The organism is Cedecea sp. VD22 (genome assembly GCF_037150195.1).
Lineage (GTDB): Bacteria > Pseudomonadota > Gammaproteobacteria > Enterobacterales > Enterobacteriaceae > Cedecea.
In genome coordinates this window covers 1,105,489-1,130,278 of sequence record NZ_JBBCPX010000001.1, presented here as the reverse complement: position 1 = coordinate 1,130,278, position 24,790 = coordinate 1,105,489, and the positions used below count along the sequence as shown (strand labels likewise).

The 24,790-nt window shown below is 55.2% G+C and carries 24 protein-coding genes and 1 tRNA gene; 11 read left to right on the top strand and 14 right to left on the bottom strand.

Annotation, left to right across the window (positions count from 1 at the left end):
* The first annotated feature begins 36 nt into the window (after positions 1-36).
* From puuC to WFK85_RS05300, 3 genes are all read left to right on the top strand, one after another.
* The gene (gene puuC, locus WFK85_RS05310; protein ID WP_336707532.1) at positions 37-1,530 is read left to right on the top strand and encodes an aldehyde dehydrogenase PuuC; all 1,494 of its coding nucleotides are present in this window, start codon (positions 37-39) and stop codon (positions 1,528-1,530) included.
* Positions 1,527-2,807 carry an NAD(P)/FAD-dependent oxidoreductase gene (locus WFK85_RS05305; protein WP_008454965.1) on the top strand — a complete coding sequence of 427 codons (1,281 nt, stop codon included), beginning with the start codon at positions 1,527-1,529 and terminating at the stop codon, positions 2,805-2,807. Before puuC ends, WFK85_RS05305 begins: the two co-directional genes overlap by 4 nt.
* 323 nt (positions 2,808-3,130) lie before the next feature.
* Complete coding sequence (locus tag WFK85_RS05300) at positions 3,131-3,391, top strand: YdgH/BhsA/McbA-like domain containing protein (protein WP_336707530.1); 261 nt, start codon at positions 3,131-3,133, stop codon at positions 3,389-3,391.
* Between the two features lie 45 nt (positions 3,392-3,436).
* On the opposite strand, the gene ldtA is transcribed toward WFK85_RS05300, so the two are convergent.
* Positions 3,437-4,372 (bottom strand): L,D-transpeptidase, encoded by a 936-nt coding sequence (ldtA, locus tag WFK85_RS05295; protein ID WP_336707528.1) that lies wholly within the window; start codon positions 4,370-4,372, stop codon positions 3,437-3,439.
* Positions 4,373-4,532: 160 nt separating this feature from the next.
* Between ldtA and WFK85_RS05290 the strand changes: the two genes are divergently transcribed.
* A complete protein-coding gene (locus WFK85_RS05290) occupies positions 4,533-5,774 on the top strand; it encodes a mechanosensitive ion channel family protein (RefSeq protein ID WP_166872702.1) in 1,242 nt (413 codons plus the stop codon).
* On the opposite strand, the gene WFK85_RS05285 is transcribed toward WFK85_RS05290, so the two are convergent.
* Positions 5,771-7,225, bottom strand: coding sequence for an EmmdR/YeeO family multidrug/toxin efflux MATE transporter (locus WFK85_RS05285; protein WP_336707525.1), 1,455 nt, complete (start codon positions 7,223-7,225; stop codon positions 5,771-5,773). The genes WFK85_RS05290 and WFK85_RS05285 overlap by 4 nt on opposite strands.
* Before the next feature lie 197 nt (positions 7,226-7,422).
* Here WFK85_RS05285 and WFK85_RS05280 point away from each other — a divergent pair.
* A tRNA-Asn gene (locus WFK85_RS05280) sits at positions 7,423-7,498 on the top strand.
* 66 nt (positions 7,499-7,564) lie between these two features.
* On the opposite strand, the gene WFK85_RS05275 is transcribed toward WFK85_RS05280, so the two are convergent.
* The 5 genes from WFK85_RS05275 to WFK85_RS05255 all read right to left on the bottom strand — a co-directional run bounded on the left by WFK85_RS05275 (position 7,565) and on the right by WFK85_RS05255 (position 11,174).
* On the bottom strand, positions 7,565-7,921 hold the full coding sequence (locus WFK85_RS05275) for a putative T6SS immunity periplasmic lipoprotein (protein ID WP_008454976.1): 357 nt from the start codon (positions 7,919-7,921) through the stop codon (positions 7,565-7,567).
* Positions 7,922-8,045: 124 nt separating this feature from the next.
* Positions 8,046-8,402, bottom strand: a complete 357-nt coding sequence (locus WFK85_RS05270) for a putative T6SS immunity periplasmic lipoprotein (RefSeq protein ID WP_336707524.1) — start codon at positions 8,400-8,402, stop codon at positions 8,046-8,048.
* Positions 8,402-8,935 carry a type IV secretion protein Rhs gene (locus WFK85_RS05265; RefSeq protein ID WP_166991351.1) on the bottom strand — a complete coding sequence of 178 codons (534 nt, stop codon included), beginning with the start codon at positions 8,933-8,935 and terminating at the stop codon, positions 8,402-8,404. Before WFK85_RS05265 ends, WFK85_RS05270 begins: the two co-directional genes overlap by 1 nt.
* A gap of 358 nt (positions 8,936-9,293) precedes the next feature.
* The gene (locus tag WFK85_RS05260) at positions 9,294-10,421 is read right to left on the bottom strand and encodes a DNA alkylation repair protein (RefSeq protein WP_336707522.1); all 1,128 of its coding nucleotides are present in this window, start codon (positions 10,419-10,421) and stop codon (positions 9,294-9,296) included.
* 84 nt (positions 10,422-10,505) lie between these two features.
* Complete coding sequence (locus tag WFK85_RS05255) at positions 10,506-11,174, bottom strand: Crp/Fnr family transcriptional regulator (protein ID WP_336707521.1); 669 nt, start codon at positions 11,172-11,174, stop codon at positions 10,506-10,508.
* A 292-nt stretch (positions 11,175-11,466) separates the two neighbouring features.
* Here WFK85_RS05255 and deoD point away from each other — a divergent pair, with 292 nt between their 5' ends.
* Both deoD and WFK85_RS05245 read left to right on the top strand, forming a co-directional pair.
* The gene (gene deoD / locus WFK85_RS05250; protein ID WP_336707663.1) at positions 11,467-12,180 is read left to right on the top strand and encodes a purine-nucleoside phosphorylase; all 714 of its coding nucleotides are present in this window, start codon (positions 11,467-11,469) and stop codon (positions 12,178-12,180) included.
* 22 nt (positions 12,181-12,202) lie between these two features.
* Positions 12,203-13,729, top strand: a complete 1,527-nt coding sequence (locus WFK85_RS05245) for a cytosine permease (protein ID WP_166991343.1) — start codon at positions 12,203-12,205, stop codon at positions 13,727-13,729.
* Positions 13,730-13,746: 17 nt separating this feature from the next.
* Here WFK85_RS05245 and WFK85_RS05240 read toward each other — a convergent pair whose 3' ends face one another.
* Positions 13,747-14,646, bottom strand: a complete 900-nt coding sequence (locus WFK85_RS05240; protein WP_166991340.1) for a LysR substrate-binding domain-containing protein — start codon at positions 14,644-14,646, stop codon at positions 13,747-13,749.
* Between the two features lie 110 nt (positions 14,647-14,756).
* On the opposite strand from WFK85_RS05240, the gene WFK85_RS05235 reads away from it, so the two are divergent.
* Both WFK85_RS05235 and WFK85_RS05230 read left to right on the top strand, forming a co-directional pair.
* Positions 14,757-16,133 (top strand): MFS transporter, encoded by a 1,377-nt coding sequence (locus WFK85_RS05235; protein WP_166991337.1) that lies wholly within the window; start codon positions 14,757-14,759, stop codon positions 16,131-16,133.
* Between the two features lie 3 nt (positions 16,134-16,136).
* Entirely contained in the window at positions 16,137-16,511 is a 375-nt protein-coding gene (locus WFK85_RS05230) for a DUF4440 domain-containing protein (protein WP_008454996.1), read from the top strand.
* 227 nt (positions 16,512-16,738) lie between these two features.
* Here WFK85_RS05230 and fusA read toward each other — a convergent pair whose 3' ends face one another.
* Positions 16,739-18,838: an elongation factor G gene (gene fusA, locus WFK85_RS05225; RefSeq protein WP_166872664.1), complete on the bottom strand. Its 2,100-nt coding sequence runs from the start codon at positions 18,836-18,838 to the stop codon at positions 16,739-16,741.
* Positions 18,839-19,040: 202 nt separating this feature from the next.
* On the opposite strand from fusA, the gene WFK85_RS05220 reads away from it, so the two are divergent.
* On the top strand, positions 19,041-19,349 hold the full coding sequence (locus WFK85_RS05220; protein ID WP_008455004.1) for an ArsR/SmtB family transcription factor: 309 nt from the start codon (positions 19,041-19,043) through the stop codon (positions 19,347-19,349).
* Between the two features lie 37 nt (positions 19,350-19,386).
* On the opposite strand, the gene WFK85_RS05215 is transcribed toward WFK85_RS05220, so the two are convergent.
* The 5 genes from WFK85_RS05215 to dacD all read right to left on the bottom strand — a co-directional run bounded on the left by WFK85_RS05215 (position 19,387) and on the right by dacD (position 23,339).
* Complete coding sequence (locus WFK85_RS05215) at positions 19,387-19,722, bottom strand: DUF496 family protein (RefSeq protein ID WP_008455006.1); 336 nt, start codon at positions 19,720-19,722, stop codon at positions 19,387-19,389.
* A 173-nt stretch (positions 19,723-19,895) separates the two neighbouring features.
* Complete coding sequence (locus tag WFK85_RS05210) at positions 19,896-20,954, bottom strand: FUSC family protein (protein ID WP_008455009.1); 1,059 nt, start codon at positions 20,952-20,954, stop codon at positions 19,896-19,898.
* A gap of 154 nt (positions 20,955-21,108) precedes the next feature.
* Positions 21,109-21,543: a VOC family protein gene (locus tag WFK85_RS05205; RefSeq protein WP_166991333.1), complete on the bottom strand. Its 435-nt coding sequence runs from the start codon at positions 21,541-21,543 to the stop codon at positions 21,109-21,111.
* A 12-nt stretch (positions 21,544-21,555) separates the two neighbouring features.
* A complete protein-coding gene (sbmC, locus tag WFK85_RS05200; RefSeq protein WP_008455013.1) occupies positions 21,556-22,020 on the bottom strand; it encodes a DNA gyrase inhibitor SbmC in 465 nt (154 codons plus the stop codon).
* Positions 22,021-22,172: 152 nt separating this feature from the next.
* Complete coding sequence (dacD, locus tag WFK85_RS05195; protein ID WP_336707517.1) at positions 22,173-23,339, bottom strand: serine-type D-Ala-D-Ala carboxypeptidase DacD; 1,167 nt, start codon at positions 23,337-23,339, stop codon at positions 22,173-22,175.
* Positions 23,340-23,591: 252 nt separating this feature from the next.
* Here dacD and WFK85_RS05190 point away from each other — a divergent pair, with 252 nt between their 5' ends.
* Positions 23,592-24,743, top strand: a complete 1,152-nt coding sequence (locus WFK85_RS05190) for an acyltransferase family protein (protein ID WP_008455017.1) — start codon at positions 23,592-23,594, stop codon at positions 24,741-24,743.
* Positions 24,744-24,790 lie beyond the last annotated feature (47 nt).

Genomic DNA, 24,790 nt, shown 5'->3' with positions numbered 1-24,790 from the left:
TAAGGCCATTTATCCGATTGAATAAAAGGAGTCATCATGGACTTTCAGCATCTTAATTACTGGCAGGAGAAAGCCAAAAATACCTCGCCGGAAACGCGCTTGTTTATTAACGGCGAATATTGCGCGGCACAGGACGGCGAAACATTTAGTACCGTCGATCCTTTTGCCCAGCGTGACCTTGCCGAAGTGGCGCGAGGCAAAAAAGCGGACGTCGATATTGCGGTGAAGGCCGCCCGCGATGTCTTTAATCGCGGCGACTGGGCGCAGGCTTCCCCGGCCAAACGCAAAGCCGTGCTCGGCAGGCTGGCAGATTTAATGGAGCAGCATCGCGAGGAGCTGGCGCTGCTGGAAACGCTCGACACCGGCAAGCCTATTCGCCATAGCCTGCGCGATGATATTCCGGGCAGCGCCCGCGCTATTCGCTGGTACGCCGAGGCAATCGACAAAATCTACGGCGAAGTAGCCACCACCGGCGTCAACGAACTGGCGCTGATTGTGCGCGAACCCATTGGCGTAATTGCCGCCGTTGTGCCGTGGAACTTCCCGCTGCTGCTGGCCTGCTGGAAGCTAGGCCCGGCGCTGGCGGCGGGCAACAGCGTGATCCTTAAACCTTCTGAAAAATCACCGCTGTCGGCAATCCGTCTTGCGGCGCTGGCTAAAGAAGCTGGCCTGCCGGACGGCGTGTTTAACGTCGTGACCGGGTTTGGTCACGAAGCGGGCCAGGCGTTGGCTCAGCACCCGGACGTGGACGTGATTACCTTCACCGGCTCCACCCGCACCGGTAAACAGCTGCTGAAAGATGCGGGCGACAGCAACATGAAACGCGTCTGGCTCGAAGCCGGCGGGAAAAGCGCCAATATCGTTTTTGCCGACTGCCCGGATCTGCACAAAGCCGCGGCAACCACCGCCGCCGGTATTTTCTATAACCAGGGCCAGGTTTGCATCGCCGGGACTCGCCTGCTGCTGGAAGAGAGCATCGCCGACGAGTTTATTGCTCTACTGAAAGAGCAGGCAAAAAACTGGCAGCCCGGCAACCCGCTCGACCCGGAAACCACCATGGGGACGCTGATCGACTGCGCCCACGCCGACAACGTTCACGGCTTTATTCGCGACGGGGAAAACCAGGGCAAGCTGGCGCTCGACGGGCGGAACAACGCTCACCCGGCGGCTATCGGCCCGACGATTTTTACCGATACGGCGGCGGATGCGCGTGTGGGCCGGGAAGAGATCTTCGGCCCGGTGCTCGTCGTCACCCGTTTCACCTCCGAAGCCCAGGCGCTCGCCCTTGCCAACGACAGCGATTATGGCCTCGGTGCTGCCGTGTGGACCCGGGATCTCTCCCGCGCCCACCGCATGAGCCGCAGCCTTAAAGCCGGTTCCGTTTTCGTCAATAACTACAACGACGGCGATATGTCCGTCCCGTTCGGCGGCTACAAGCAGAGCGGCAACGGCCGCGATAAATCCCTGCATGCCCTTGAGAAATTTAGCGAACTGAAAACCATCTGGATTGCCCTGGAGCCTTCATCATGACTGAACATACCACCAGCTATTACGCGGCCAGCGCCAACCACTATGAGCCGTTCCCACAGCTGAATGAATCCGTGACCTGCGACGTGTGCGTGGTTGGCGGCGGCTATACCGGCCTTTCGTCTGCGCTGCACCTGTCTGAAATGGGTTATGACGTGGTGCTGCTGGAGTCTGCACGCATCGGCTTTGGTGCCAGCGGGCGCAACGGCGGGCAACTGGTGAACTCCTACAGCCGCGACATCGACGTGATTGAGCGCCGCTATGGCCCGGAAGCGGCCAAAATGCTCGGCAGTATGATGTTCGAAGGCGGGGAAATTATTCGCGAGCGCATCAAGCGCTACCAGATTGACTGCGATTATCGTCCGGGCGGCCTGTTTGTGGCGATGAACCATAAGCAAATGGAAACCCTCGAAGAGCAAAAGGCCAACTGGGAGCGCTACGGCAACACCCAGCTTGAACTGCTGGACGCCAGCGAACTGAAGCGGGAAGTGAACAGCGACCGCTACGTCGGCGCTCTGCTCGACCACAGCGGCGGCCATATTCACCCTCTCAACCTGGCCATTGGCGAGGCTAATGCAATTCGCCTGAACGGTGGACGCATTTTCGAACAGTCCCCGGTGACCCACATTGAGCACGCCAGCCCGGCCATCGTCAGCACGGAGAAAGGCAAGGTCACGGCGAAGTACGTGATCGTCGCCGGGAACGCTTATCTCGGCAATAAACTCGAACCTGAACTGGCGAAGCGCAGCATGCCGTGCGGCACGCAGGTGCTGACCACCGAGCCGCTGGGAGAAGATCTCGCTCGCTCGCTGATCCCCAAAAATTACTGTGTGGAAGATTGTAACTACCTGCTGGATTACTACCGCCTGACCGCCGATAACCGCCTGCTGTACGGCGGCGGCGTGGTGTACGGCGCCCGTGACCCGGCGGATATTGAACGCCTGGTGATGCCCAACCTGCTGAAAACCTTCCCACAGCTGAAAGGCGTGAAGATTGACTACAGCTGGACCGGGAACTTCCTGCTGACCCTGTCTCGCCTGCCGCAGGTGGGCCGTCTGGATAAAAATATTTACTACAGTCAGGGCTGCAGCGGGCACGGCGTGACCTATACCCACCTGGCCGGCCGCCTGATTGCAGAGCTGCTGCGCGGCGATGCGGAGCGCTTCAATGCCTTCGCCAACCTGCCGCATTACCCGTTCCCGGGTGGCCGCACGTTCCGCATCCCGTTTACCGCGATGGGCGCAGCTTACTACAGTCTTCGCGATCGCCTTGGGGTTTAATTTGCCTTCGCTATTGCGCTAAAGGCTCAGCGACGCTGGGCCTGACGAGCAATAACCCGACGCACGGAGCGATCCCCTCCGTGCGTTTTTTTATTAGCGGCCCACCGTTTTATAGCCACCAAAACTTCACGTTGCCGCAGATTAATGAAAGAAAAAAATAAGCTGGCTGATATTAATTTACAGTCAATAACACCCGGATATTACCAGCCAGAATTTTTGAAAGTCTTCATCAATAATGCCAGCTGTTCATTGCCCGGACGGCAACCTAACATGCAACGCATCAACCGAAACCTTGTTTAATTATTCACAATGAGAGATTTATTATGATGCGTAAACTGATTAATTCCGCCCTTGCCCTTACCGTATTGACCGCCCTTAGCGGCACGGCTTTAGCCGCCACCGAAGTCCAGTCAACCACCGCCGGCCAGCGCATGGGCTATGTTTCAGTCACCGGTGCCACAACGCTTGACGAGGCCGTTAACAAACTTGCCGATAAAGCCAGCCAGGCCGGGGCAACCACATTTAAAGTCACGTCGGCAGGCGGAAATAATAAACTTTACGCTACGGCAATATTATTCAAATAAAAGAAAAGCTCGCAACGCGCGAGCTTTTCTTTTTCTTACTGATTATTACAGTCGCCCTGTTTCCGTGGCGGCTGAATTTATTTGTACCGGCATTCCCGAGCGGCGATTAAGTGCTTCACTCACCACAGCCGTATTTACACCTGAAGCCTGAGTTTCGCTGCGCAATAAGGTAGTCATCGGCAGCGGCACTTTCTTGTCGGACTCAAACTCCGCACGGTTACGCGACAGCGGCTCGTGAACTTCCAGCCAGCGCTTGCCGTCAGGCTCGGCGGTCACCTTCACCGGCTGGTCGATGAGCTGAACGCGGGTCCCGACCGGCACATTATCGAACAGGAATTTGATGTCGTCGTTGCGCAAGCGGATGCAGCCCTGGCTGACGCGCAGGCCGATGCCAAAGTTGGCATTGGTGCCGTGGATGGCGTACAGCTTGCCGATGTAAATGGCGTACAGGCCCATCGGGTTATCCGGCCCCGGCGGCACAAAAGCCGGCAGCGTTTTGCCCTCTTTGGCGTATTCGCGACGGGTATTCGGGGTTGGCGTCCAGGCCGGGGCATCCTGTTTGCGCTCGACGCGGGTCACCCAGTTGCGCGGCGTTTCGCGCCCCGCCTGGCCAATACCTATCGGCAGGATTTCTACGGTGTTAGTGTCCTTCGGATAATAATAAAGGCGCATTTCCGCCACGTTCACCACAATCCCTTCCCGCACGGTATCCGGCAAAATCACCTGCTGCGGAATAACCAGCTGCGTACCGACTTTGGGCAGGAACGGATCGACGCCTGGGTTGGCCTCCAGCATATTGCTGAAGCCCTGCCCGTACTGAGCGGCAAAGTGTTCCAGCGGCTCTTTGTTCCCTTCCGGCACGGTAATCGTCAGGGGCGCCCCCACCAGGCGGCTGCCTTCAGGCGGTAAAGGATAGGTCACGGCCATCGCGCTCTGCGTGACCGCCGCCAGAACAAATGCCAGCGTGGAGAAACGAATCATAATTTCCCTGTTAGTTAACATGATGTGAATGCATTAAGCATAACCGTCCTGAGACAATTCTGTAAGGATTGCGCGTTAATATGTCTACTAATTATACAGTCGGGTTGCGACCGCGGACCGCAGAGGGCATGATGTCCTCTTGTTTTTTAAAGGAGACGTTATGCAGGAATTGATATCCGCCCTCGAGCAATACGGCATTCAACCCAGCCACACCACTTCCCTGATCGTTATTTTCGGCATCATTTTTCTTACCGCGCTGGTGGTGCATTTTATTCTGCACGGCATAGTGCTGCGTGCCTTTGAGAAGCGCGCACAGTCCAGCGCCAGCCTCTCTTTGCAGATAATCACCCAGAACAAGCTGTTCCAGCGGCTGGCGTTTCTGCTGCAGGGCATCATCGTTAACGTTCAGGCGGTGCTGTGGCTGCAAAAAGGCAGCGACGCGGCCACCATTCTGACCACCTGCGCCCAGCTATGGGTCATGCTCTACGCGCTGATGTCCTTTTTCTCGCTGCTGGACGTGATCTTCGGCCTGTCGGGGAAATTCGCCTTTGCTTCTCAGCTACCGCTGAAAGGCATTTTCCAGGGCGTGAAGCTGCTGGCCGCGATTGTTGTCGGCATCATGATGGTGTCGCTGCTTATCGGGAAATCCCCGGCAATATTGATAAGCGGTCTCGGTGCGATGGCCGCCGTGCTGATGTTGGTGTTTAAAGATCCGATTCTCGGCCTGGTCGCTGGCATTCAGCTTTCTGCCAACAGCATGCTGAAAATGGGCGACTGGCTGGAAATGCCGAAATACGGCGCGGACGGGGCGGTGATCGACATCGGCCTGACGACGGTGAAAGTGCAAAACTGGGACAACACCATTACCACCATCCCAACCTATGCGCTGGTGTCCGACGCGTTTAAAAACTGGAGCGGGATGTCGGCCTCAGGCGGGCGCCGCATCAAGCGCAGCGTGAACATTGACACCACCAGCATTCGTTTTCTGTCGCAGGACGAGCAGGAGAAGCTCCTTAAAGCGAAACTGCTGCAGCCGTATATGGCGGAACGTGGGAAAGAGATCAGCGAATACAACCAGCAGCACGCCGACGACTCGGTGCTGAACCAGCGCCAGATGACCAACGTCGGCACCTTCCGGGCCTATCTGAATGAGTACCTGCGCAACCACCCGCGCATTCGCAAAGACATGACGCTGATGGTGCGCCAGCTTGCCCCTGAAAGCGAAGGGCTGCCGGTGGAGATTTATGCCTTCACCAATACCGTGGCCTGGGCCGAGTATGAAAGCATTCAGGCCGACATTTTCGACCATATTTTTGCCGTGGTGGACGAGTTTGGCCTGCGTATTCACCAGACACCAACCGGTAACGACATGCGGGCCATTGCCGGGGCTTTCGAACGCTAAACGGTGCTTTCTTCCTGAGCCGAAAGTGGTTCTTTTGGCGGTCGCGGGTATTTTTTCAGCCAGCGGCCGCTGACCATTCGCCAGTAGAAGCAGGCGCCGCGCACCGCCCAGTCACCGAACATCCCCAGCCAGACGCCCACCACGCCCATGCCCAATACAATCCCCAGCGTGTAACCGGCGATAACGCGGCAACCCCACATCCCCGCCATCGACACCCACATGGCAAAACGTGCGTCACGGGCGCCCTTCAGCCCGGCAGGCAGCACCCAGGACGCGGCCCAGATTGGCATAAAGGCGGCGTTCATCCACAGCAGGACTTTAACGACTTCTTTGACGTCATCTTCGCTGGTGTAGAACGAGGCGAATAACCCGGCGAACGGCGCGGTTCCCCAGGCAATGATCGTCAGGCCAATGGTGGCGAGCCAGAACGTATGGCGCAGCTGGCGCTCGGCCTGGCCGATTTGCCCTTTCCCTAACCGTCTGCCGACGATGATCGTTGACGCCGACCCGAGGGCGTTACCCGGCAGGTTAATCAGCGAGGCCACCGAGAAAGCAATAAAGTTACCGGCAATCACGTTGGTCCCCATCCCGGCAACGAACATCTGCGTCAGCAGCTTACCGCCGTTGAACAGCACCGACTCGACGCTCGCCGGAATACCGATGCCGAGCACTTCCCACAAAATGCCCCAGTTGAGCGGCGTAAAATAACTTTTCAGCGAGATACGCAGCGCCGGGTTAAAGCCAATCATCAGCACGAAGATAATGCCCGCCGCGCCGATGTAGCGGGAAATCGTCAGCCCCAGTCCCGCGCCAACAAAGCCCAGCCCGCCCCAGCCAAAGATGCCGTAGATAAGAATGCTGCTGATGATGATGTTGAGGATGTTCATGCCGCCGTTAATCAGCAGCGGGATTTTGGTGTTCCCCGCCCCGCGCAGGGCGCCGCTACCGATAAGCGCTATAGCTGCCGCCGGGTAGCTCCAGACCGTGGTTTGCAGGTAAGAAAGTGCGAGAGCTTTAACTTCCGGCGTGGCGCTACCGGCAATGACATCGATAATGTGCGTGCCCGCCAGATGAATGCCTGCGGCCATGATAAAAGAAACCATGGTCATCAGCACCAGAGACTGCCGGGCCGCCGCCCTCGCCCGCTCCGGATCCAGCCTGCCAAAGCTGAACGCCACCACCACCGTGGTGCCGAGATCGATAGCGGCGAAGAACGCCATGATAACCATGTTAAAACTGTCGGCGAGCCCTACGCCCGCCATCGCCTCTTTCCCTAACCAACTGACGAGGAAGGTACTCAACACCCCCATCAGCAATACGCAGGTGTTTTCGAGGAAGATTGGCACCGCCAGCGGCGTTATCTCACGCCAGAACAGCACCCGATAACTCTTACGTTTGGCGTACCACGGCGTTTTCGCCACGCTCTGGCGAAGGACTGCATGTAAGTTCAAGCGAGGACCTGCAAGGAAAGATAAAACGGCATTTCAAATAATGGGCGACAAATCGTTATCCTGCAAAGGATTTTTTTGTCTCTGATTGCCTGAAAAGGCAACAAGATGTTGATAGTTTCCGCAAACGCACCACAGGGTGAGATTTTGCCTTTGACAAGCCCCGGAGCCGCCGCTAATATTCGCCCCGTTCACACGATTCCTCTGTAGTTCAGTCGGTAGAACGGCGGACTGTTAATCCGTATGTCACTGGTTCGAGTCCAGTCAGAGGAGCCATATTTGAGAAGCCCGCTTGAGGAAACTTAAGCGGGCTTTTTGCTGTTGGTGGTTGAGGCAAAGGCGTTACTTGCCACAGCCGAGCTCGATGAATAATCCGTTGTTGTCGATGAAAAAGCCATATCGATAGACTTTGTTATTCAGCGTATAGGACGTTTGGTAGATGTAGCCACGGGTAAGCGGAACCTTTATGCAGGTATCTGGATAAATGAGGTGTTTGTAGTCAGCAACAGCAAGATTTTTAAAGTCGTCACCTTGTAATGAAGAAATTGAATAGCGACTTAGTACATCGGATTTATCAACGGTAAAACAGAGATTGCCGTTAATAATGTCATAGCTTCGCCACTCGCCTACACCTAGATTTTCACCCACACAGCCAGTAAGCAAAGAACAAGCAGAAACAAATGCAACAACATGCTTCATAAAGGAAATCTCCCCAGTATTTTCTTGTACCGTGAGAACAGTGAAACCGTCGGCTCTGCCGGGTTAAGGTGGCGAAGATTGGTGATGTCGTTCAGGTGGTTGTGTAAGTATCCCGGCAAAGGTGTTACTTCCCACAGCCGAGCTCGATGATTTGCCTGTCATTATCAATAAAAAAACTGTACCGATAGTTTGCTTTATTCATCGTGTAGGATGCCTGGTAAATATATCCCGGTGTTAGCTCGATGTTTATGCATGTATTCGGATAAGAAAGATTATCGAGATCGGTTACGGCAAGGACTTTATATTCGCCACCCTGAGTCGAAGAAAGCACATAGCGAGTCAACACGTCCGATTTGTCCACGGTGAAACAAATGTGGTTTCCGTCAATATAAAGACTCTTCCAATCTCCAACCCCCAAACCTTCGCCGACGCAGCCAGACAACGCGGTACACAAAAATATTAACTTGAATAAGCGATTCATTAAGGAAATCTCCCCAGTATTTTCTTGTACCGTGACAACAGTGAAACCGTCGGCTCTGCCGGGTTAAAGTGGCGAAGATTGTAGATATTAGAATTGCCTTTAAATCCGTGCGTCTTCAATAGCCAGTAATCGCTTACAATGCAGGCTTGTTGCTCCAGGCCGTAATCAAGCAGTGTCGGTTTATCGAGATCATAGGTGTAGTCAGCGGCCCAGGAGAAAGCTCCGCGAGTGCGCACCCACATCTCTCGCTGATGCTGCCAGACATGCATCATTTCATGCATGAAGAGATGACGTGCATCGATGGGATTACGTTGAGGTGCGGAGAAATCAGGCTCATAAACGCCCTCCTGAAACCATATTTCTCCATTAGGTGTCATAGCGAAGCTGTTTTTTTGCATATTAAATGGCAAATAGCTCCCACGATGAATCCATACCTTGTAATATTCAATAGCGTTACCGTAGAGTGTTCTGGCGAGCTTAATTTCCCCGAGTGTCAGCAATCTCAAGCCGACTTGCTTTATTCCTTTAGACATATAACCCTCCTTTTGGAAGGGTTTATGTTACCATCGGATTAAAATCATACAATTATTTAGTTTATGAATGAATTTCGATAATGTAATCATGCGGGAAATAGTATGTGGCCGATATACCTCTGAGTCTTAGTAGATTTTCATTAATATTTTTCTTCTTTAAAATTCATCCCCGGCCAGAGAAGCCAAACTGTGAAGCCCATTCAAGCGTTTTTTCCTTTACTGCATGAACTTATTTATTCCAGATCTTTTAAATCCATTTATTAAATAGCTTTAAGGCAAAATCTGTTCTTTTGGTATAACCAATGCTTAGGCGCAATAAAACCCTCGCCACCCGCAAAACGCCGGCGGCGGATCCTTGCTATAAATCCAACACCCACTCCTCTCCCCCAAGCACCTTGCCGTTGACCTGGATCTCAATCCGCTGCACGCCGGAGTAATACTGGCGGGTGGTGATTTTCTTCACCGCGTGTTTTTTCTCTATCGTTACCGAGCCGTTGGCCGGGAGTTCGAACGCGCGAAGCTTGAAAACCTTCGGGGCGGTGCTGCCGTTGGCTTTCATAAAGTGGAGCACGTAGTCCACCACGATATTTTGCGGGGTGCTGCTGGTTGAGCGGAGGCTGACTTTAAATGCCAGGTATTCGCCCAACGCAATCGCTTTTTGTTTGAGGGAGAATGCATCCAGCGCGACGTCCGCGCCGTGCTGCACGCCAATAAGCGCCAGCGCATCCGGGTGACCATTCTTAATTAAGGTGCGCAGCGAGTGGCGGGTTATCCAGGCGACTTTCTTTACGTCGTCACCGCCGGACTGTTTCGCCTGCTGCTGCCAGTTTTGCAAAAGCTGAATCACGTAGTCCGGGTGGTCTTTGGTGATGTCGTTCAGATGGTTGGCGACGCTTTTTCTGACGTAAAGCTCCGGGTCGAACTTCAGGGCGTCCAGAATGGCTCCGGTTCCCGCCGGGTCTTCGATAAACAGATGCAGTTTTTCGCCCCACGGCACGCGCGGGCGTGTGCCTTCTGAGGCCCAGCGGCGGATGTCCACGCTTTCGTCCTGCGCACATTTAAGCAGAAACCGCATGGTCGCGTTGGGATCCTGCTTGATAAAAGGCCTCACCGCCCATTCGGCGGTAAAGCAGACTGTCACCACTTTCAGGGCTTCGAGGGAAAGTGCCGGGTGGTTCAGGCCATAGACCTGAATAAACTCCGCAAAAGGCCAGACGGCAAAGCCGCGCAGCTTGTTCTCTTTTAGTACCGAAACCACCACAGCCAATGCTGCCGGGTAGTCCTGCGGCAGTTCCGCCGCCAGCGCGTCGCGTATCACCTGGACTCTGGCCTTCATTTCCAGCTTATCGAGGTTTTCCGCTTGGTTTAAAAACGCTTCGGCGTTAAAGGCGGGATGATGCCGCGCGATTAAGCTCGCGATGTCCTGCAAAAGCCCATGATTAAAAGCATGTTTAAACGCGTTCTGATTTTCTACGGGCTCACTCACTGCACTACTCCATGGCGGATAACGTATTGCCGGAGTCTATCACTGTTTTTTCTTTGCTTTTTAGCCGTTTGCTACAAAAAACTGCTAACTAATTCGCCCAGGGTTCGTCAGCACCTGACGGAATTTTTCTATGTCGCAAATCACGTATTCATGGGCCACTTTCTGAATGTACTGCTCTTCTATCAGCTGGTTGATCACCCGGCGGTAGGTTCTCTCGGAGCAGCCAAACCGTTCAGCCTCGCGGGATACCTGTGAGAAGTCCACCAGCGGCTTGCTCTGCTGATGGCGTTCATACAGGTCGGCCACGATGTTAAACACCAGCGGCTGCAGGAAACGCTCCATGGTTCTCGCCATCCCGCGCTGGTAGCTGGTGGAAAGCAGCTGGCTGAGCCAGACGCCGACTTCCGCGTGGCTGGTCAGAATGGTGTCCATCATCGCCAGCGGGATGACTTTGACCGTCATGGTATCGTGAGCGACGACCGAGAACTGGCTCGGCGTGTGGGTAAGATATTCTATTTCGCCGATGATAGTGTCGCTGACAAAGCGCTGCCCGAGGCTGAACGCTTTCCCGTTTTCGGCGTTGTAGTGCATGGTGTACTCACCGAGCGTGATCCAGTAGAGCGCTTTGATCTCTTCGCCCTGGCGCAGAATAAATTCTTCGGGGCCGATCTCTTTGCTTTTCAGCGGCGCGGCGTACACGGCATCGCGCAGGATCTGGTGCCCGCGCTGAGCGAATTGCTGAATAATATTCATGGTGTTGTCGCTCTCCGGCAGGCTGTCTTGCAGCTAAATAAGGTCACTAACCCGTCAAGTATTGCCTGTTTCGCCAGAATCTGCGGCGAAAAAGGCGGCTGAGATTAACTATCGCCCCTCGGTATTGTCAATACTCCGCGTTTTACTCCCCCCTCGCCAGCCCTGGCGTGTCACTTTTCTTGCAAAGGCAAAAATCAAATTTGTGATCGCCGTCGGCCTGGTCGGACATTTGCCTTTTTCTGCAAGCTACGGGGTTTCTATCGTAATGGCATGAAACCAGCCAGGAGATCGTCTGATGACGCCACATATTAACGCCAACCCCGGCGACTTTGCCGAAACCGTGATCATGCCCGGCGACCCGCTGCGCGCGCAGTACATTGCGCAGACGTATTTAACCGATGCAAAGCGCGTGTGCGATACCCGCAATATGTTTGGCTTTACCGGCTACTACAAAGGCAAGCGACTTTCCGTGATGGCTCACGGGATGGGCATTCCGTCCGTTTCCATATACGCCCATGAATTGATCAACGCCTTTGGTGTGAAACAGCTTATTCGCATCGGCACCTGCGGCGCGGTGGATGAAAGCGTGAATATGCGCCATGTGATTGTCGCCACCGGCGCGGGAACGTCTTCTTCGGTAAACCGCGACCGGTTTGGCGGCTACGACTACGCGGCCGTGCCGGACTTCGACCTGCTGCGCCGCTGCTGGACGGCGGCCGAGCAACACAATATTCCGACCCGATTCGGCAACACTTTTACCAACGACCTGCTGTACGACAAACCCGAAGGCATGCTCCCCGCCCTCAAAAAGATGAACATCCTTGCGGTGGAAATGGAAACCTCGGCGCTGTTCACCATCGCCGCGCAGTACCGCGCCAAAGCCCTGAGCCTGCTGACCGCCTGCGTAAGCAGCGTCACGGGGGCAGAGCCGACGGCAGAAGAACTACAAAACACGTTAGACAACATGATTGAGCTCGCTTTAGAAACCGCACTTCTCTGCGATTGATTTCTCCCATAAGGGTTCTTCGATGACAAACTCTACACATCAGCCGGCCTCGGGCGGCATAAAAGTTGAAGCAAACGGCGTGAATGCCGTCCCGGAAGCTGAGCGCTACGGCAAACCCGCCGGGCTGTTTCCGATCTGGTTCTCCTGGAACGTCTCTATTCTGGGGATGACCTACGGCATTTACGTTTACTCACTTGGCCTGAGCGTCTGGCAGTCAATCACCGCCGGGATTATCGGCTACCTGCTTTCCTGCTGCCTGGTCGGCGTGCTGGCGGTGGGCGGGCCAAGAACCGGTCTGCCTACGCTGACCCAGACCCGCTTCTGCTTCGGCTATCACGGCAATAAATTCCCGACGCTGTTCGCCTATATCTCCAACATGGGCTGGAAAATCACCATTATTACCCTTGCCTCGTCCACCGGCGCGGCGCTGTTCGCCAGGCTCTGGCCTGCGGCCTTTGCGCTGGCGGATGGCAAACCTACGCTGGTGTGTATTCTCGGCTGGTTCATCGTCAGCCTGGCGCTGACCATGTCGGTCGCCATTTATGGTCACCAGCTGATCATGAAGGTGGAGAAATACATCGCCTGGCTGACCGGGTTTATGAGCATCATCTTTATCTTCCTGATGCTGCCGCATATTCACTGGGAAAAGCTGGGCCAGAGCGCGGCGCACGGCGACCTGTTGACCTACATCGGCGGCGTGGTGATGGCGATGACGATGGTGGGCCTTGGCTTCCTGAACTACGGCGGCGACTTCGCGCGCTATTTGCCGAAGAAAACTCAGGCCTCGAAGGTTATTTTCTGGACGACGACGGGTATTTCTCTGCCGGTGAGCATCCTGCTGGTGCTGGGCGCATTCCTTGCCGACAGCAACCCGGACCTGAGCGCAGCGGCGGCGCAGTCGCCTATTGCCTCGCTGACTAACCTGCTGCCGTTCTGGTTCTACGTGCCGTTCTCCATCGTGATTATTGTTTCGCTGCTGGCGGCGGCAATTACCGGCGTATACAGTTCAGGTCTTGCCCTGCTGGCGCTTGGTATTCCTGCCAGCCGCGCCACGACGACAACTCTGAACGCGGCTATCATCGGCTTCGGCGCGTTCTACCTGATGTTTATTTCCGATTCGTTCCTGGCGACCTTCCAGTCGTTCCTGGCCTCTATTTCGGTGGTGATCGGCTCTGCCGGGGCGATTCAGCTGATCGACTTCCTGCGCCAGAAGCGCCTGGGCTGGGATGTGGCGATGGCGAATAAAGCGGGTTTTGGTGGCCGCGATGGCCGCTGGACGGCAATGCTTTCACTGGGTATCGCGACCTTTGTGGGGCTGGGCACAATTACTTCCGGTGACCCGTACATCGCGCACGTGGTGGGCTTCCTGCTGACGGAAGAAACCCGCCACAGCGTCTTTGCGACGGCGAATCTGGGCGTTATTGTCTCGATGCTGACCGGGGGCGTATTGTATTCGCTGCTGACCTTCGGCCTGAAGATTGAGCTGCCGGGCATTTCGTCTGCACAAGCGGCTTCAACCGTGCAGGGTAAAACCCAAAAAGCGCTGTAAGCCTAAAAGCAGGCCCGCTAAGCGGGTCTGTTATTTTCCCACTCCTGCAAAAAATCTATCAGCGCACGTACCTTCGCCGGGACATGCCGCGTATTGGGGTAAACCGCATAAATCCCCTGCGACGGGAAACGGTATTCCGGCAGCACATGCTGAAGTTCATCGCGCCCTATCGCACTACGCACCAGCCATTCGGGCAATAAACCTACGCCGCAACCCTGAACCACAAAAGCCATGAGCGCCGCCGCCGTGTCGGTCATAAAGCGGGCCGGCCCGGTGATCGTTAACTCCCTCGTTTCCTGGTCAGGCCCAATGACCTGCCATTCTCTGGGGGTTGGCAGCCGACGATGAATGACCCATTCCGCTTCGGCCAGCGCCTCCAGGCTGCCAATCGGGTTACGCTCAAGCCACTGCGGCGCGGCAACCGCCACAATCTCGAACCGCTCTATCAGCGCCGCGCGGTAGGACGAATCCGCCAGCTTGCCCAGGCGAATAGCCACGTCAAACTGCCCGGAGATGAGATTAGCCGGGGCAGATGAAGATTCGTGCCGGATGGTCAGCCCCGGATGCAGCCTGCCAAAGGCACTTAGCGCCGGGATAACCTTTGCCTGGCCGTATTCCGGCGTGGTCGAAATACTCAGTTCGCCAGAAAATCCGCCGTGATGCCCCTGCACATCTTCCACCAGCGCTTCGCTCTCCCTTAACAGCTGCAGAGCGCGCTGGTAAAACACTTCCCCCGCCTGGGTTAACGCCACGCGCCGCGTGGAGCGTACAAGCAGCGAAACGCCAAGTTCCGCCTCAAGCTGACGAACGTTAAAGCTGATCGCCGCTTTCGTTTGCTGAATGGACTGCGCTGCCGCGGTAAATCCCCCGGCCTCCACCACCGCAACAAACTGCGCCACCCGCTGCAAGTTGAGCATGCCAATTCGCCTGATTATCAAATTATTTTTGACAGTGTATCAGCCGAAACGGGATTTATCCGTCTCGCGGAACCTGCTGAAATCGCCTTTTCTTTTTCACGAGAGCCGCCATGCCTTATCGCTACAGGGTTGCCGCCGTTTATCTGCTCGGTTTTTTTCTCGACTTAATCACTATGTTTATCTCCAACGTCGCCTGGCCTGAAATGGGGAGGGAGTTTCACGCGCCGGTCACCGAGCTGGCGTGGATAAGCCACGGCTATCTTTGCGGCCTGACGCTGGTTATCCCCTGCAGCGCGTGGCTGACGCAGCGGCTGGGTGCAAAGCGCCTGTTTATACTTTCTCTCGCGCTTTTTACGTTGGGTACGCTGGCCTCCGGCCTTGCTTCTGGCCTGAATGCATTGGTCGCCGCACGTATTTTGCAGGGCGTGGGCGGCGGGCTGCTCATCCCTGTTGGCCAGGCCCTGACCTGGCAGCTTTTTGCGGTGCACGAGCGGGCAAAGCTTTCCTCGGCCATTATGCTGGTCGCGCTGCTGGCTCCGGCGCTTTCGCCAACCGCAGGTGGATTGCTGGTGGAATTTTTTGGCTGGCGCTGGATATTTCTCTCCAGCCTGCCGCTGGCGCTGCTGACACTAGTTCTGGCGGGATTTTGGCTAAAACCTGCAGAGCAACAAACTGCCCGCAGGCCGCTGGACGTTAAAGGGCTAATGCTGGGATCGGCGGGGCTATTCGCTATTTTGCTGGGCGTCACGCAGGCCGGAAACCCGGCGGCTCATGGCGCGGCATTAGTGTGGCTCATCGCTGGTATGCTTATTCTTTGGCTTTTTATTCGCCGGAATGGCAAACATCCGACCCCGCTGTTCAGCCTGCCGCTGCTGGCAGATCCTCTGCTGCGTTACGCCATGCTGGTTTACCAGTGCATTCCGGGGATTTTTATGGGCACCAGCCTGGTCAGCATTGTCTATCTGCAAACGCAGTTGGGCCTGTCTGCCACCCAGACCGGAATGTTGATGCTGCCGTGGGCGATGGCCTCTTTTGTCGCGATTTCATTTACCGGCAAGATGTTTAATCGCCTCGGCCCTCGCCCGCTGATCGCCGCCGGGGGCATATTTCAGGCCGCAGGGATTTTGCTGCTCACACAAATCAACTCCGGCGAGCAAGCCTCGTGGCTGGTAGCCGCTTACGCGTTGATGGGCCTGGGGGGAAGTCTTTCCAGCAGCACGGCGCAGAGCACCGCTTTTATCGCCATCCCTTCGGAGGCTATGCCGGAAGCGAGCGCACTGTGGAATATTAATCGCCAGTTAAGCTTTTGCTTTGGCGTGGCGCTACTGAGCCTGCTGTTGACTGTTTTACAGGCGCTGATGCCCGCCCCTCGCGCTTATTTTTTCACTTTTAGCCTTGCCGCCGCCGGGACGCTTGCCCCGCTGGTTTACGCCTGGCGGCTCAACAATCAGCAGATTAAAAATCAACTGACCCAAAAGGAACTCTGAGCAATGAATATCTGGTTTGAAGAAGTGATTGAAGCCCATGTTGCCATTGAGCAATGGCTTGGTGCGGGCAAGGGGGAGCTGGAAGCGCTGCTGGCATGCTTTACTCACGACTATTCAATGGTCGCGCTGAGCGGCGCAAGGCTGGATTATCCGGCACTTTGCAGCTTTTTCCGTACCAGCGGCGGCAGCCGCGAAGGGCTGGCGATTGAGGTCGATAGCCTCCAGTTACTGGACGAATGGCCGCAGGGTGCCGCCGTGCTTTACCGCGAAACGCAAACGCTTAACGGCTCCAGCACCGTGCGCTGGTCTACGGTTATTTTCCGCCGCGAGGGCGAGAAAGTGTTATGGCGACATTTACAGGAAACGGCGCAGGCTTAAGCCGGAGCGGGCGGTGAAAACCGCCCCATCAGTCCTAAAGCGCGATGTTGAAATGCGTCCCGTCCGGCAGCTCGATATCCAGCTTAACCTTACCCCCCGCCGCCTCAACGTAACGATTCGGAAATGCATAATAACGTTCAGCGAGTTGCAGCCTCACTGGAAACGGACTCGTAAACTTGCTCAGGTGAAAGGTGGATGAGAAAGCCCCATCCACCCTGGCTGACTAATTATGATTTACGGCTGGCAATAATGTCGTCGGCCACGTTACGCGGCGCTTCGGCATAATGATGGAACTCCATGCTGTAGGTCGCCCTGCCCTGAGACATTGAGCGCAGCGTGGTGGAATAACCAAACATTTCTGCCAGCGGGACATCGGCCCGAATAATCTGGCTGCCAAAGCGTTCTTCCATGCCCTGCACCATGCCGCGGCGGGAAGAGAGGTCGCCCATAATGTTACCGGCGTAGTCTTCCGGCGTTTCCACTTCGACGTGCATAATAGGCTCCAGAATAACCGGATCCGCTTTGCGCACGGCGTCCTTGAAACCGAAGATCGCCGCCATCCTGAACGCCATTTCCGAAGAGTCGACGTCATGGTAAGAGCCGAAGGTCAGCGTGGCTTTGACGTCCACCACAGGGTAACCGGCGAGCACACCTGTATTCATCGCCTCACGCAGACCTTTTTCCACAGAAGGAATGAACTCGCGTGGTACTACGCCCCCTTTGGTGGCATCTTCAAACACAAATCCTTTGCCCGGCTCAAGCGGTTCGAGCGTCAGCACTACATGTCCATACTGGCCTTTACCGCCTGACTGCCGCACAAATTTCCCTTCCACGTCTTTCGCCGTTTTACGGATCGTTTCGCGGTAGGTGACCTGTGGCCGGCCAATGTTCGCTTCCACGCCAAACTCACGTTTCATGCGGTCGACGATGATTTCCAGGTGAAGCTCGCCCATGCCGGAGATGATCGTCTGGCCGGATTCTTCGTCCGTATGCAGGCGGAAAGAGGGATCTTCCGCCGCTAAACGCTGCAGCGCGATACCCATTTTCTCCTGGTCGGCCTTGGTCTTCGGCTCGATAGCGAGGGAAATCACCGGCTCAGGGAACTCCATTCGCTCAAGCGTGATCGCCGCATTCGGGTCGGTTAACGTATCGCCAGTGGTGACGTCTTTCAGCCCTACGCAGGCGGCGATATCCCCGGCACGCAGCTCATCCACCTCGTGGCGGTCGTTCGCATGCATCTGCACAATACGTCCGATACGCTCCTTTTTGCCTTTCACCGGGTTGTAAACCGAATCGCCTTTTTTCAGCACGCCGGAATAAACACGGATAAAGGTCAGTTGCCCAACATACGGGTCGGTCATCAGCTTGAAAGCGAGCGCCGAGAAGGGTTCATCATCACTGGGATGGCGTTCCGCGTGCTCCCCCTTTTCATCCACGCCGTCAATGGCAGGAATGTCGAGCGGAGACGGCATCAGCTCTACCACCGCATCCAGCATGCGCTGCACACCTTTGTTTTTAAACGCGCTGCCGCACAGCATCGGCTGAATTTCCCCGGAAATGGTGCGCTTGCGCAGGCCGGTAATAATTTCCGCTTCGCTCAGATCGCCGGTTTCCAGGTATTTATCCATTAGCTCATCGTCAGCTTCCGCCGCCGCAGAGACCATTTTTTCGCGCCACAGTTGTGCAGTCTGCAGCAAATCCTGCGGCACAGGCCCATAGCTGAACGTCATGCCCTGGGTCGCATCGTCCCAGATAATGGCGCGCATTTTGATGAGATCCACCACGCCAGTGAAGCTGTCTTCTGCCCCGACCGGGATGACGATGGGAACAGGATTGGCTTTCAGGCGGTCAATCATCATCTGCACCACACGGAAGAAATCAGCGCCCGGGCGGTCCATTTTGTTAACGAAGGCCAGCCGCGGCACGCGGTATTTATTTGCCTGCCGCCAAACGGTTTCTGACTGCGGCTGCACGCCGCCCACTGAGTCGTAAACCATTACCGCGCCGTCCAGCACACGCATGGATCGCTCCACCTCAATGGTGAAGTCCACGTGTCCCGGCGTGTCTATGATGTTGATACGGTGCGGTTCAAAACCGCGATCCATACCCGGCCAGAAGCAGCTCACCGCGGCGGACGTAATGGTAATACCGCGCTCTTGCTCCTGAGCCATCCAGTCTGTCGTTGCTGCGCCATCGTGAACTTCACCCAGTTTGTGACTCATGCCGGTGTAAAACAAAATACGTTCGGTCGTGGTTGTTTTACCGGCATCAATATGGGCTGAAATACCAATGTTGCGATAGCGTTCGAGAGGGATGGGTCGGGGCATGATGTGTCCTTAGTCTTGTTGACTGTTAAGCGACGGCCACTATGGCCGCCAGAGTTGTTCGCCATCAGCATAGTACAATTGTACGAGTATATTCGAACAATTTGAGCTATCGTTAATATCAATACATTCGAAGGGCATCAAGTTTGCTATCAAGTTTGCTATAGTAGCCGGCCGCCGTGCCGCCACCGCCTACAGGAAGAGTATGATCGCCAACCATCCGGAACGAGAACAAATCCGCCTTGAAAATGTGCTTTTTGCGCTGGGCAACCCTTTGCGGATGGGGATCGTCAGATCGCTTGCCGGGGGGGAAGAGCTTACCTGTGGCGCTTTAATTCAGGATGTGGCGAAGTCGACCATGACCCACCACTGGCGAGTTCTGCGCGATAGCGGCGTAATCTGGCAGCGCCCTCAGGGACGTGAAAATTTGATTTCGTTGAGGCGTGAAGATCTGGATGCTCGGTTCCCCGGACTGCTGGAAACCCTACTCCGGGTGATGGTGAACGAGGCATAAAAAAACCGCCCTGAAGGCGGTTTTTTCATCGCTGAAGTTATTCAGACTTGGTGTCAGCCACTTTCTGCTCGCCCATCACTTTCAGCTTCTTAGAGATCTCGCGACGCTCTTTAGACAGCTCGGCGTTTTTGATGATGTAGTCATCCACGCGGTCTTCGTAGTCGGTTTTCATGCTGGCAATGATGCCCTGCACCGCTTCGATGCTCATGCCTGGCTTGATGTAGTCGCTCAGGTTATCAAGCAGCAGCACGCGCTTTTGGTTGTCACGGATCTTTTTCTCTACGTCCTGAATTTCACGCTGCAGTTTGTTTTTACGACGGAACAGACGAACAAACTCCAGAACGTCCTGGAAGGTAGGTTTGATATTTTCCATTTTTACACCCCTGCTAAATTGGTACTCGGATTCGTTAAGACAACCGCCATAACCTTAGTAGTAGCGGTTGACGATTACAATTTTTTGTCAGTCTCACTAACGGGCTTGCCCTATCTTAACCTCAATTTCTGCTGAATCGAAACAAGCATTGTCATTTCTGTGCTTTACGCGCGCTATTTGCGCAGTGCGCGGCAAATAAGGTGTGACAGCAGCTCAAGCTGGCGGGCCAGTTCAAGGCTAAGCCAGACGTAGCCGTGAATAGGCGTTTCCTGCAGCTGACTGCCCTTGCCTTCCTCCATCAACTGGCGAAGTTCAAAAACGATCTCATTCAGTTTCTCGGTGTTGGCTGAGATGGGCGAAGGGTTCCCTTCATACAGCGCCGTTGCAATGGCCGACAGTGTGCGCTGCGTCATTTGCTGCGTGTCGCGCAGCGTATGAGCGTTGATCATCACAAAATGGCTTTCCCGCGTCGCCCAATAGGCGTTGATTTGCAGCTCAAGGGTGCAGACCATGTTGCGATTAATGGTCTGAATCGCCTCAAAGACTGACTTCTGAATACGGGTTTCCTTACCCGCGGGGCCAATCAGGGCGCGCATCTTGACCACGTCATTCAGGATTTTCTGCAACGGTTTTTCCAGCCGTGGGCGCTCCACAAGGTTTGGCGAGAACCCCGCAGTGTAGATTTTGCTAAACGCCTGCACGAAGGTCGCCATCTGGATACGCCAGTGAATAAACGCCCGCTGTGGGTAAACGCTGGTAAACAGCATGGCCAGAAGCGAGCCGAAGATAACGTCGCCGCTGCGCCACAGAGCAACTTCCATATCCCCCGGCGGCGCCCCAACAACCACGGAGAGCGTGATGCCGATAAGCAACGCCTGGTAGGGACGTTTACCCAGCGCCAGATAGCCGCACAGGAACATCGCCAGCCCGCACCAGATGATCATCAGCGGTAAGGAAATAAGCTCCAGCTTAAGGGCTATCAGTCCGATGGCCGCGCCAAAAATGGTGCCACCGATACGCTGGAAGGCGCGCGGAACCACGTTCCCCCAAAAGGAAATGGGGCCCATTACCACCACCAGTGTGATAAGCGGCCAGGTGCCTTCGGGGATGTTCAGCAGGCGAACCAGAACAAATGTCAGCACAAAAGCAAGGGCGATACGTATGCCGTGGGCAACGCGATAGTTGCGGTAAATACGGATCTCAAACGGGGTCAGTGATTTGTCGGGGCGCACACCCGGCTCTCCGAAAATAAAAAAGAAATTGTACCCGTTTTTCTCACAAAGAAATCATGTTGCCGGGTGCGGCGGGGCTTTTACGCGGAATATTTCACATTTCTTTGCTGAATATCAGAAATGGGCGGCAGACTGCCGCCCGGATTCAAGCCAGCTAGCGCAGCCAGGGCGTAACGGTCACGCCAACCAGCAGCCCTTCAGGACTGAGCATACGTGACACCGTTTGCCCCCAGGGCTCGATACGGTTATCCACCAGCATCTGATACCCGGCCTGCTTTAGCACCGCTGTCGCCTGCCCGACATCTTCTACTTCAAATTCGACCCAGCTTTGGGGCGCGACAATGTGCTCGGGCCAACCGTCCACGCCGAAGCAGGACTGTGCCGCCTGAGCGAGCGGCCAGAGCGCAAAATGCTTCACGCCATCCAGCTCACCGTATTCCGTTGCCAGATAGTCCTCGTTGCCTTCCATCGCTTTTAGCGGCAGACCGAGCACCTGCTGATAAAACCCGGCACTTGCCGCCACGTCGCGCGTAACGGGGCCATACCCGGCGATGAATAACACGTTTAATCCTGCGATAGCTTCCGTCATGGCGAGCTCCTGTCAGACTTTAGCGACCGGAATATACATATCAATTTCCCATACGCCGGACGCCGAGCCGTCGTTGAGATAGATTTCGTAACAGGGTTTGCCAGTTAACTGATAGTCACCATCAGCCTCTACCTGGTCAAAGAAGGTTTCCCAGGCTTCCTGGAATGCTTCGTTTTTTACGATGGCATGCCCGATGGCGTAAGTATCTGCCTCAATAGCCGTGATGATAACGCCTTCGCTGTTTTCCGGTAGTTTGAACTCTTCAGGTACGCCCAGTACCGTGTCCACGCGGAGCTTTTCTGGCGGAACAACATCGGGGTCATCATAGTAAATGGCCAGCCAGTCGCCATGCAGGCTGTGGGTTTTCGCCCACATGGCCAGTTGGCCAAACCCTTGCGGAACCGTGGTTTCCCACGGCCCGACCAGATGAAAACCGGCCACTTTACGCGCCGGAACATGCTGAACTTTGAATGTCATACTGCCTCCACGCTGATGAATAAATACACTGTACATTTATACACTATATTTTTTAAAGGTGGGGCACAAGCTGCCAGATTTGGGAGCAACCTCGCAGGAAATGGCGACAAAAAAACCGCGCAAATTGCGCGGTTCATCAATAAGACAAAGGGTTAAAGCTTGCGGCTGATAAAGTCGCCGAGACGCGAAAACAGCCCGCCCTTCTCCACCGGCGTGAGGTTCACTAGCGGCCAGTGGGAGATGAGCCTGTCACCATCAAACAGCTGGATCTCGCCCACCTGCGTATTGGCTGCCAGCGGCGCCTCCATATCCTGCTTGCTCAGCACATACTTTGCTTTGATGTTTGGCACTTCCGATTTAGGCAGCGCGAGGAAGACGTCCTGATCCGGGCCCACATTGATATTGGCCTTGTCGCCGTACCAGATGTGCTCGCTGCCGATAGGTTTGCCTTTTTGCAAGACCTGCACGGTGTCGAAATTATCCTGCCCCCAGTGCAGCAGCTTGCGGGCCTGCTCTTCACGCCCTTTTGAGCTAAGGCCGCCCATAATCACCGCAATCAGGCGGCGCTGGCCCAGCACGCTGGAGGCAATAATGTTAAACCCTGCCGTTTCGGTATGCCCCGTTTTCAGGCCATCCACATTCAGGGATTTATCCCACAACAGGCCGTTGCGGTTTTGCTGGGTAATCCCGTTCCAGGTGAGACTGCGCTCGCTGTACATATGGTAGAACTGGGGTTCACCGTGGATAATAGCGCGGGACAGCACGGCAAGATCATAGGCGGAGCTGTGCTGCCCCGGCGCGTCCAGGCCATGCACGGTTTCAAAATGAGTATCGTGCAGGCCAAGCTGGTCGACGTAGTGGTTCATCATGGCGACAAACTGCTTTTGTCCCCCGGCAACATAATCTGCCAGCGCAACGCAGGCATCGTTGCCGGAATCGATAATCAACCCGCGGCTGAGATCGCGCACGGTCACCCGGTCGCCCGGCTTAATGAACATCAGCGATGAGCCGTCAAACACCGGGTTACCTTTTGCCCAGGCGTCTTTCCCCACTGTGACGACGTCGTCCGGGGTAATACGTTTACTGTCGATTGCGCGGTCAACGACATAGCCGGTCATCAGTTTTGTCAGGCTGGCCGGGTTACGCTGGACGTGTTCATTGCCTGCGGTCAGCACCTGCCCGGTGGTGTAATCCATCAGTACCCATGCGCCGGCGTCTACCTGAGGCGGCTGCGGCTGATGGGGGAAAATATCATCAGCATAGGCAGCATTGACGGAAAGGGACAAAAAGCTCAGGGCAACAAGCAGGCGGGTTTTCAACGGATTTTCCTCAAAGACTTAATTTACAGCGGCTCGTTTTACGGGAGTTCTTGTTAATTTGCTTCTTTAAATTGCAAGAAAATATGACATTTCATATTTAGCAATAATAATGAATGATATTTGTACTAAATATATTCCCCCGGACATCACACTGCGTTTATTCCGATATTCCATGTTTGCGTGACATTCTGATTGTGGCAGCGCTGATTCATTTTTACTCTGACCGAAGAATACACGCATAAAGGTCATCGTATGGTGGAAAGTAAACGCTGGTCTCCAGAGCTGGAGGGGCTGCGAGGGCTGGCCTCGTTTTGGGTTTTGCTCGGCCACATTTGCCTGCTGGTGCAGTGCCGCATTCCTCTTCTTTATGATCCTGGGATGGGGGTCGATTTATTTATTTTGCTGTCAGGGTATTTGATGGCAAAAAATTATCAGGAGCGTCGGGAAAAAGAGCCATGGAATAGCCCGGATACCTTTCGCAAATTCTGGCTACGCCGCTTCTTTCGCATCGCCCCGCTCTATTATTTGCTGCTGGTCGTGGCGCTGATTTTTGGCAGCTGGTTCGGCGAAATGCGCGATATTATCGCCAGCGCCTGGCCGACAACCGCCACCGCAAGCAGCCGCTATGCCGACCACTCCGCAATGAATATTTTCAGCCATCTGACGTTTATTTTTGGCCTCTTACCGGCCTGGTCCTTCCGCACCGTGTTGCCAGACTGGAGCATTGGGCTGGAGATGCAGTTTTATCTGCTGTTCCCGTTCATTATGCTGCTGGTGATGCGCTACGGGTTTACGGTTAGCGCGACGCTGCTGATGGTGGTTTGCCTGGCGGCCCGCTGGCTCTTCCCGGACTACTTCAACGCCTTTCCTATGCCGTCGATGATCCTGATAAAACTGCCGCTGTTTATCGCCGGAATGCTGATATCCCACGCGGTAATGCAAAAAAACCTGCGCTATTGCGCGCTGGCGCTGCTCGCCCCGGTCATTGCCTGGCAGATGCATATCGCCGAAACCCATCTGCGGCTGGTGGCAGAGTGCATGATGATTACCGGCATGACGCTGCTGCTCTGGCAGCCTGACAAAGAAAATCGTCTGCGCCGAATCACGGCGGCGCCTCGCAAGCTGCTCACCTGTCGGTTTAGCCTGTTTCTGGGGGATGTCTCTTATTCGGTGTACCTGCTACACCTGATGATTGTCCTCCCCACCATCGGCCTGCTCGTCCGCTACACCGGTTTTGCCCATCAGCCTTCGCTGATGCGTTTCCTGATAGTCACGGCCATCGCGCTGCCCACCGTCTGGCTGATTGCCGTTGCGCTTTACCACAAGGTTGAAAAACGCGGCATCGCGCTGGGTAAACAGTTGCTTAGCGGGGCGAAAATGAAGTCCGAAAGGTCCGTATCTTAAACGCGCTTTTCCTTCTGATGCGCCGGCAGATGGTTTACCATTGAGTC

Coding starts and splice junctions, on each gene's coding strand:
- puuC (WP_336707532.1), top strand. CDS start 37: ATGGACTTTCAGCATCTTAATTACTGGCAGGAGAAAGCCAAAAATACC.
- WFK85_RS05190 (WP_008455017.1), top strand. CDS start 23,592: ATGGTGGAAAGTAAACGCTGGTCTCCAGAGCTGGAGGGGCTGCGAGGG.
- WFK85_RS05215 (WP_008455006.1), bottom strand. CDS start 19,722: ATGGAAAATATCAAACCTACCTTCCAGGACGTTCTGGAGTTTGTTCGT.
- WFK85_RS05275 (WP_008454976.1), bottom strand. CDS start 7,921: ATGAAGCATGTTGTTGCATTTGTTTCTGCTTGTTCTTTGCTTACTGGC.
- WFK85_RS05230 (WP_008454996.1), top strand. CDS start 16,137: ATGAATATCTGGTTTGAAGAAGTGATTGAAGCCCATGTTGCCATTGAG.
- WFK85_RS05245 (WP_166991343.1), top strand. CDS start 12,203: ATGACAAACTCTACACATCAGCCGGCCTCGGGCGGCATAAAAGTTGAA.
- WFK85_RS05240 (WP_166991340.1), bottom strand. CDS start 14,646: ATGCTCAACTTGCAGCGGGTGGCGCAGTTTGTTGCGGTGGTGGAGGCC.
- WFK85_RS05305 (WP_008454965.1), top strand. CDS start 1,527: ATGACTGAACATACCACCAGCTATTACGCGGCCAGCGCCAACCACTAT.
- WFK85_RS05235 (WP_166991337.1), top strand. CDS start 14,757: ATGCCTTATCGCTACAGGGTTGCCGCCGTTTATCTGCTCGGTTTTTTT.
- fusA (WP_166872664.1), bottom strand. CDS start 18,838: ATGCCCCGACCCATCCCTCTCGAACGCTATCGCAACATTGGTATTTCA.
- WFK85_RS05270 (WP_336707524.1), bottom strand. CDS start 8,402: ATGAATCGCTTATTCAAGTTAATATTTTTGTGTACCGCGTTGTCTGGC.
- WFK85_RS05205 (WP_166991333.1), bottom strand. CDS start 21,543: ATGACGGAAGCTATCGCAGGATTAAACGTGTTATTCATCGCCGGGTAT.
- ldtA (WP_336707528.1), bottom strand. CDS start 4,372: ATGATTCGTTTCTCCACGCTGGCATTTGTTCTGGCGGCGGTCACGCAG.
- WFK85_RS05300 (WP_336707530.1), top strand. CDS start 3,131: ATGATGCGTAAACTGATTAATTCCGCCCTTGCCCTTACCGTATTGACC.
- WFK85_RS05290 (WP_166872702.1), top strand. CDS start 4,533: ATGCAGGAATTGATATCCGCCCTCGAGCAATACGGCATTCAACCCAGC.
- WFK85_RS05255 (WP_336707521.1), bottom strand. CDS start 11,174: ATGAATATTATTCAGCAATTCGCTCAGCGCGGGCACCAGATCCTGCGC.
- sbmC (WP_008455013.1), bottom strand. CDS start 22,020: ATGACATTCAAAGTTCAGCATGTTCCGGCGCGTAAAGTGGCCGGTTTT.
- WFK85_RS05220 (WP_008455004.1), top strand. CDS start 19,041: ATGATCGCCAACCATCCGGAACGAGAACAAATCCGCCTTGAAAATGTG.
- WFK85_RS05265 (WP_166991351.1), bottom strand. CDS start 8,935: ATGTCTAAAGGAATAAAGCAAGTCGGCTTGAGATTGCTGACACTCGGG.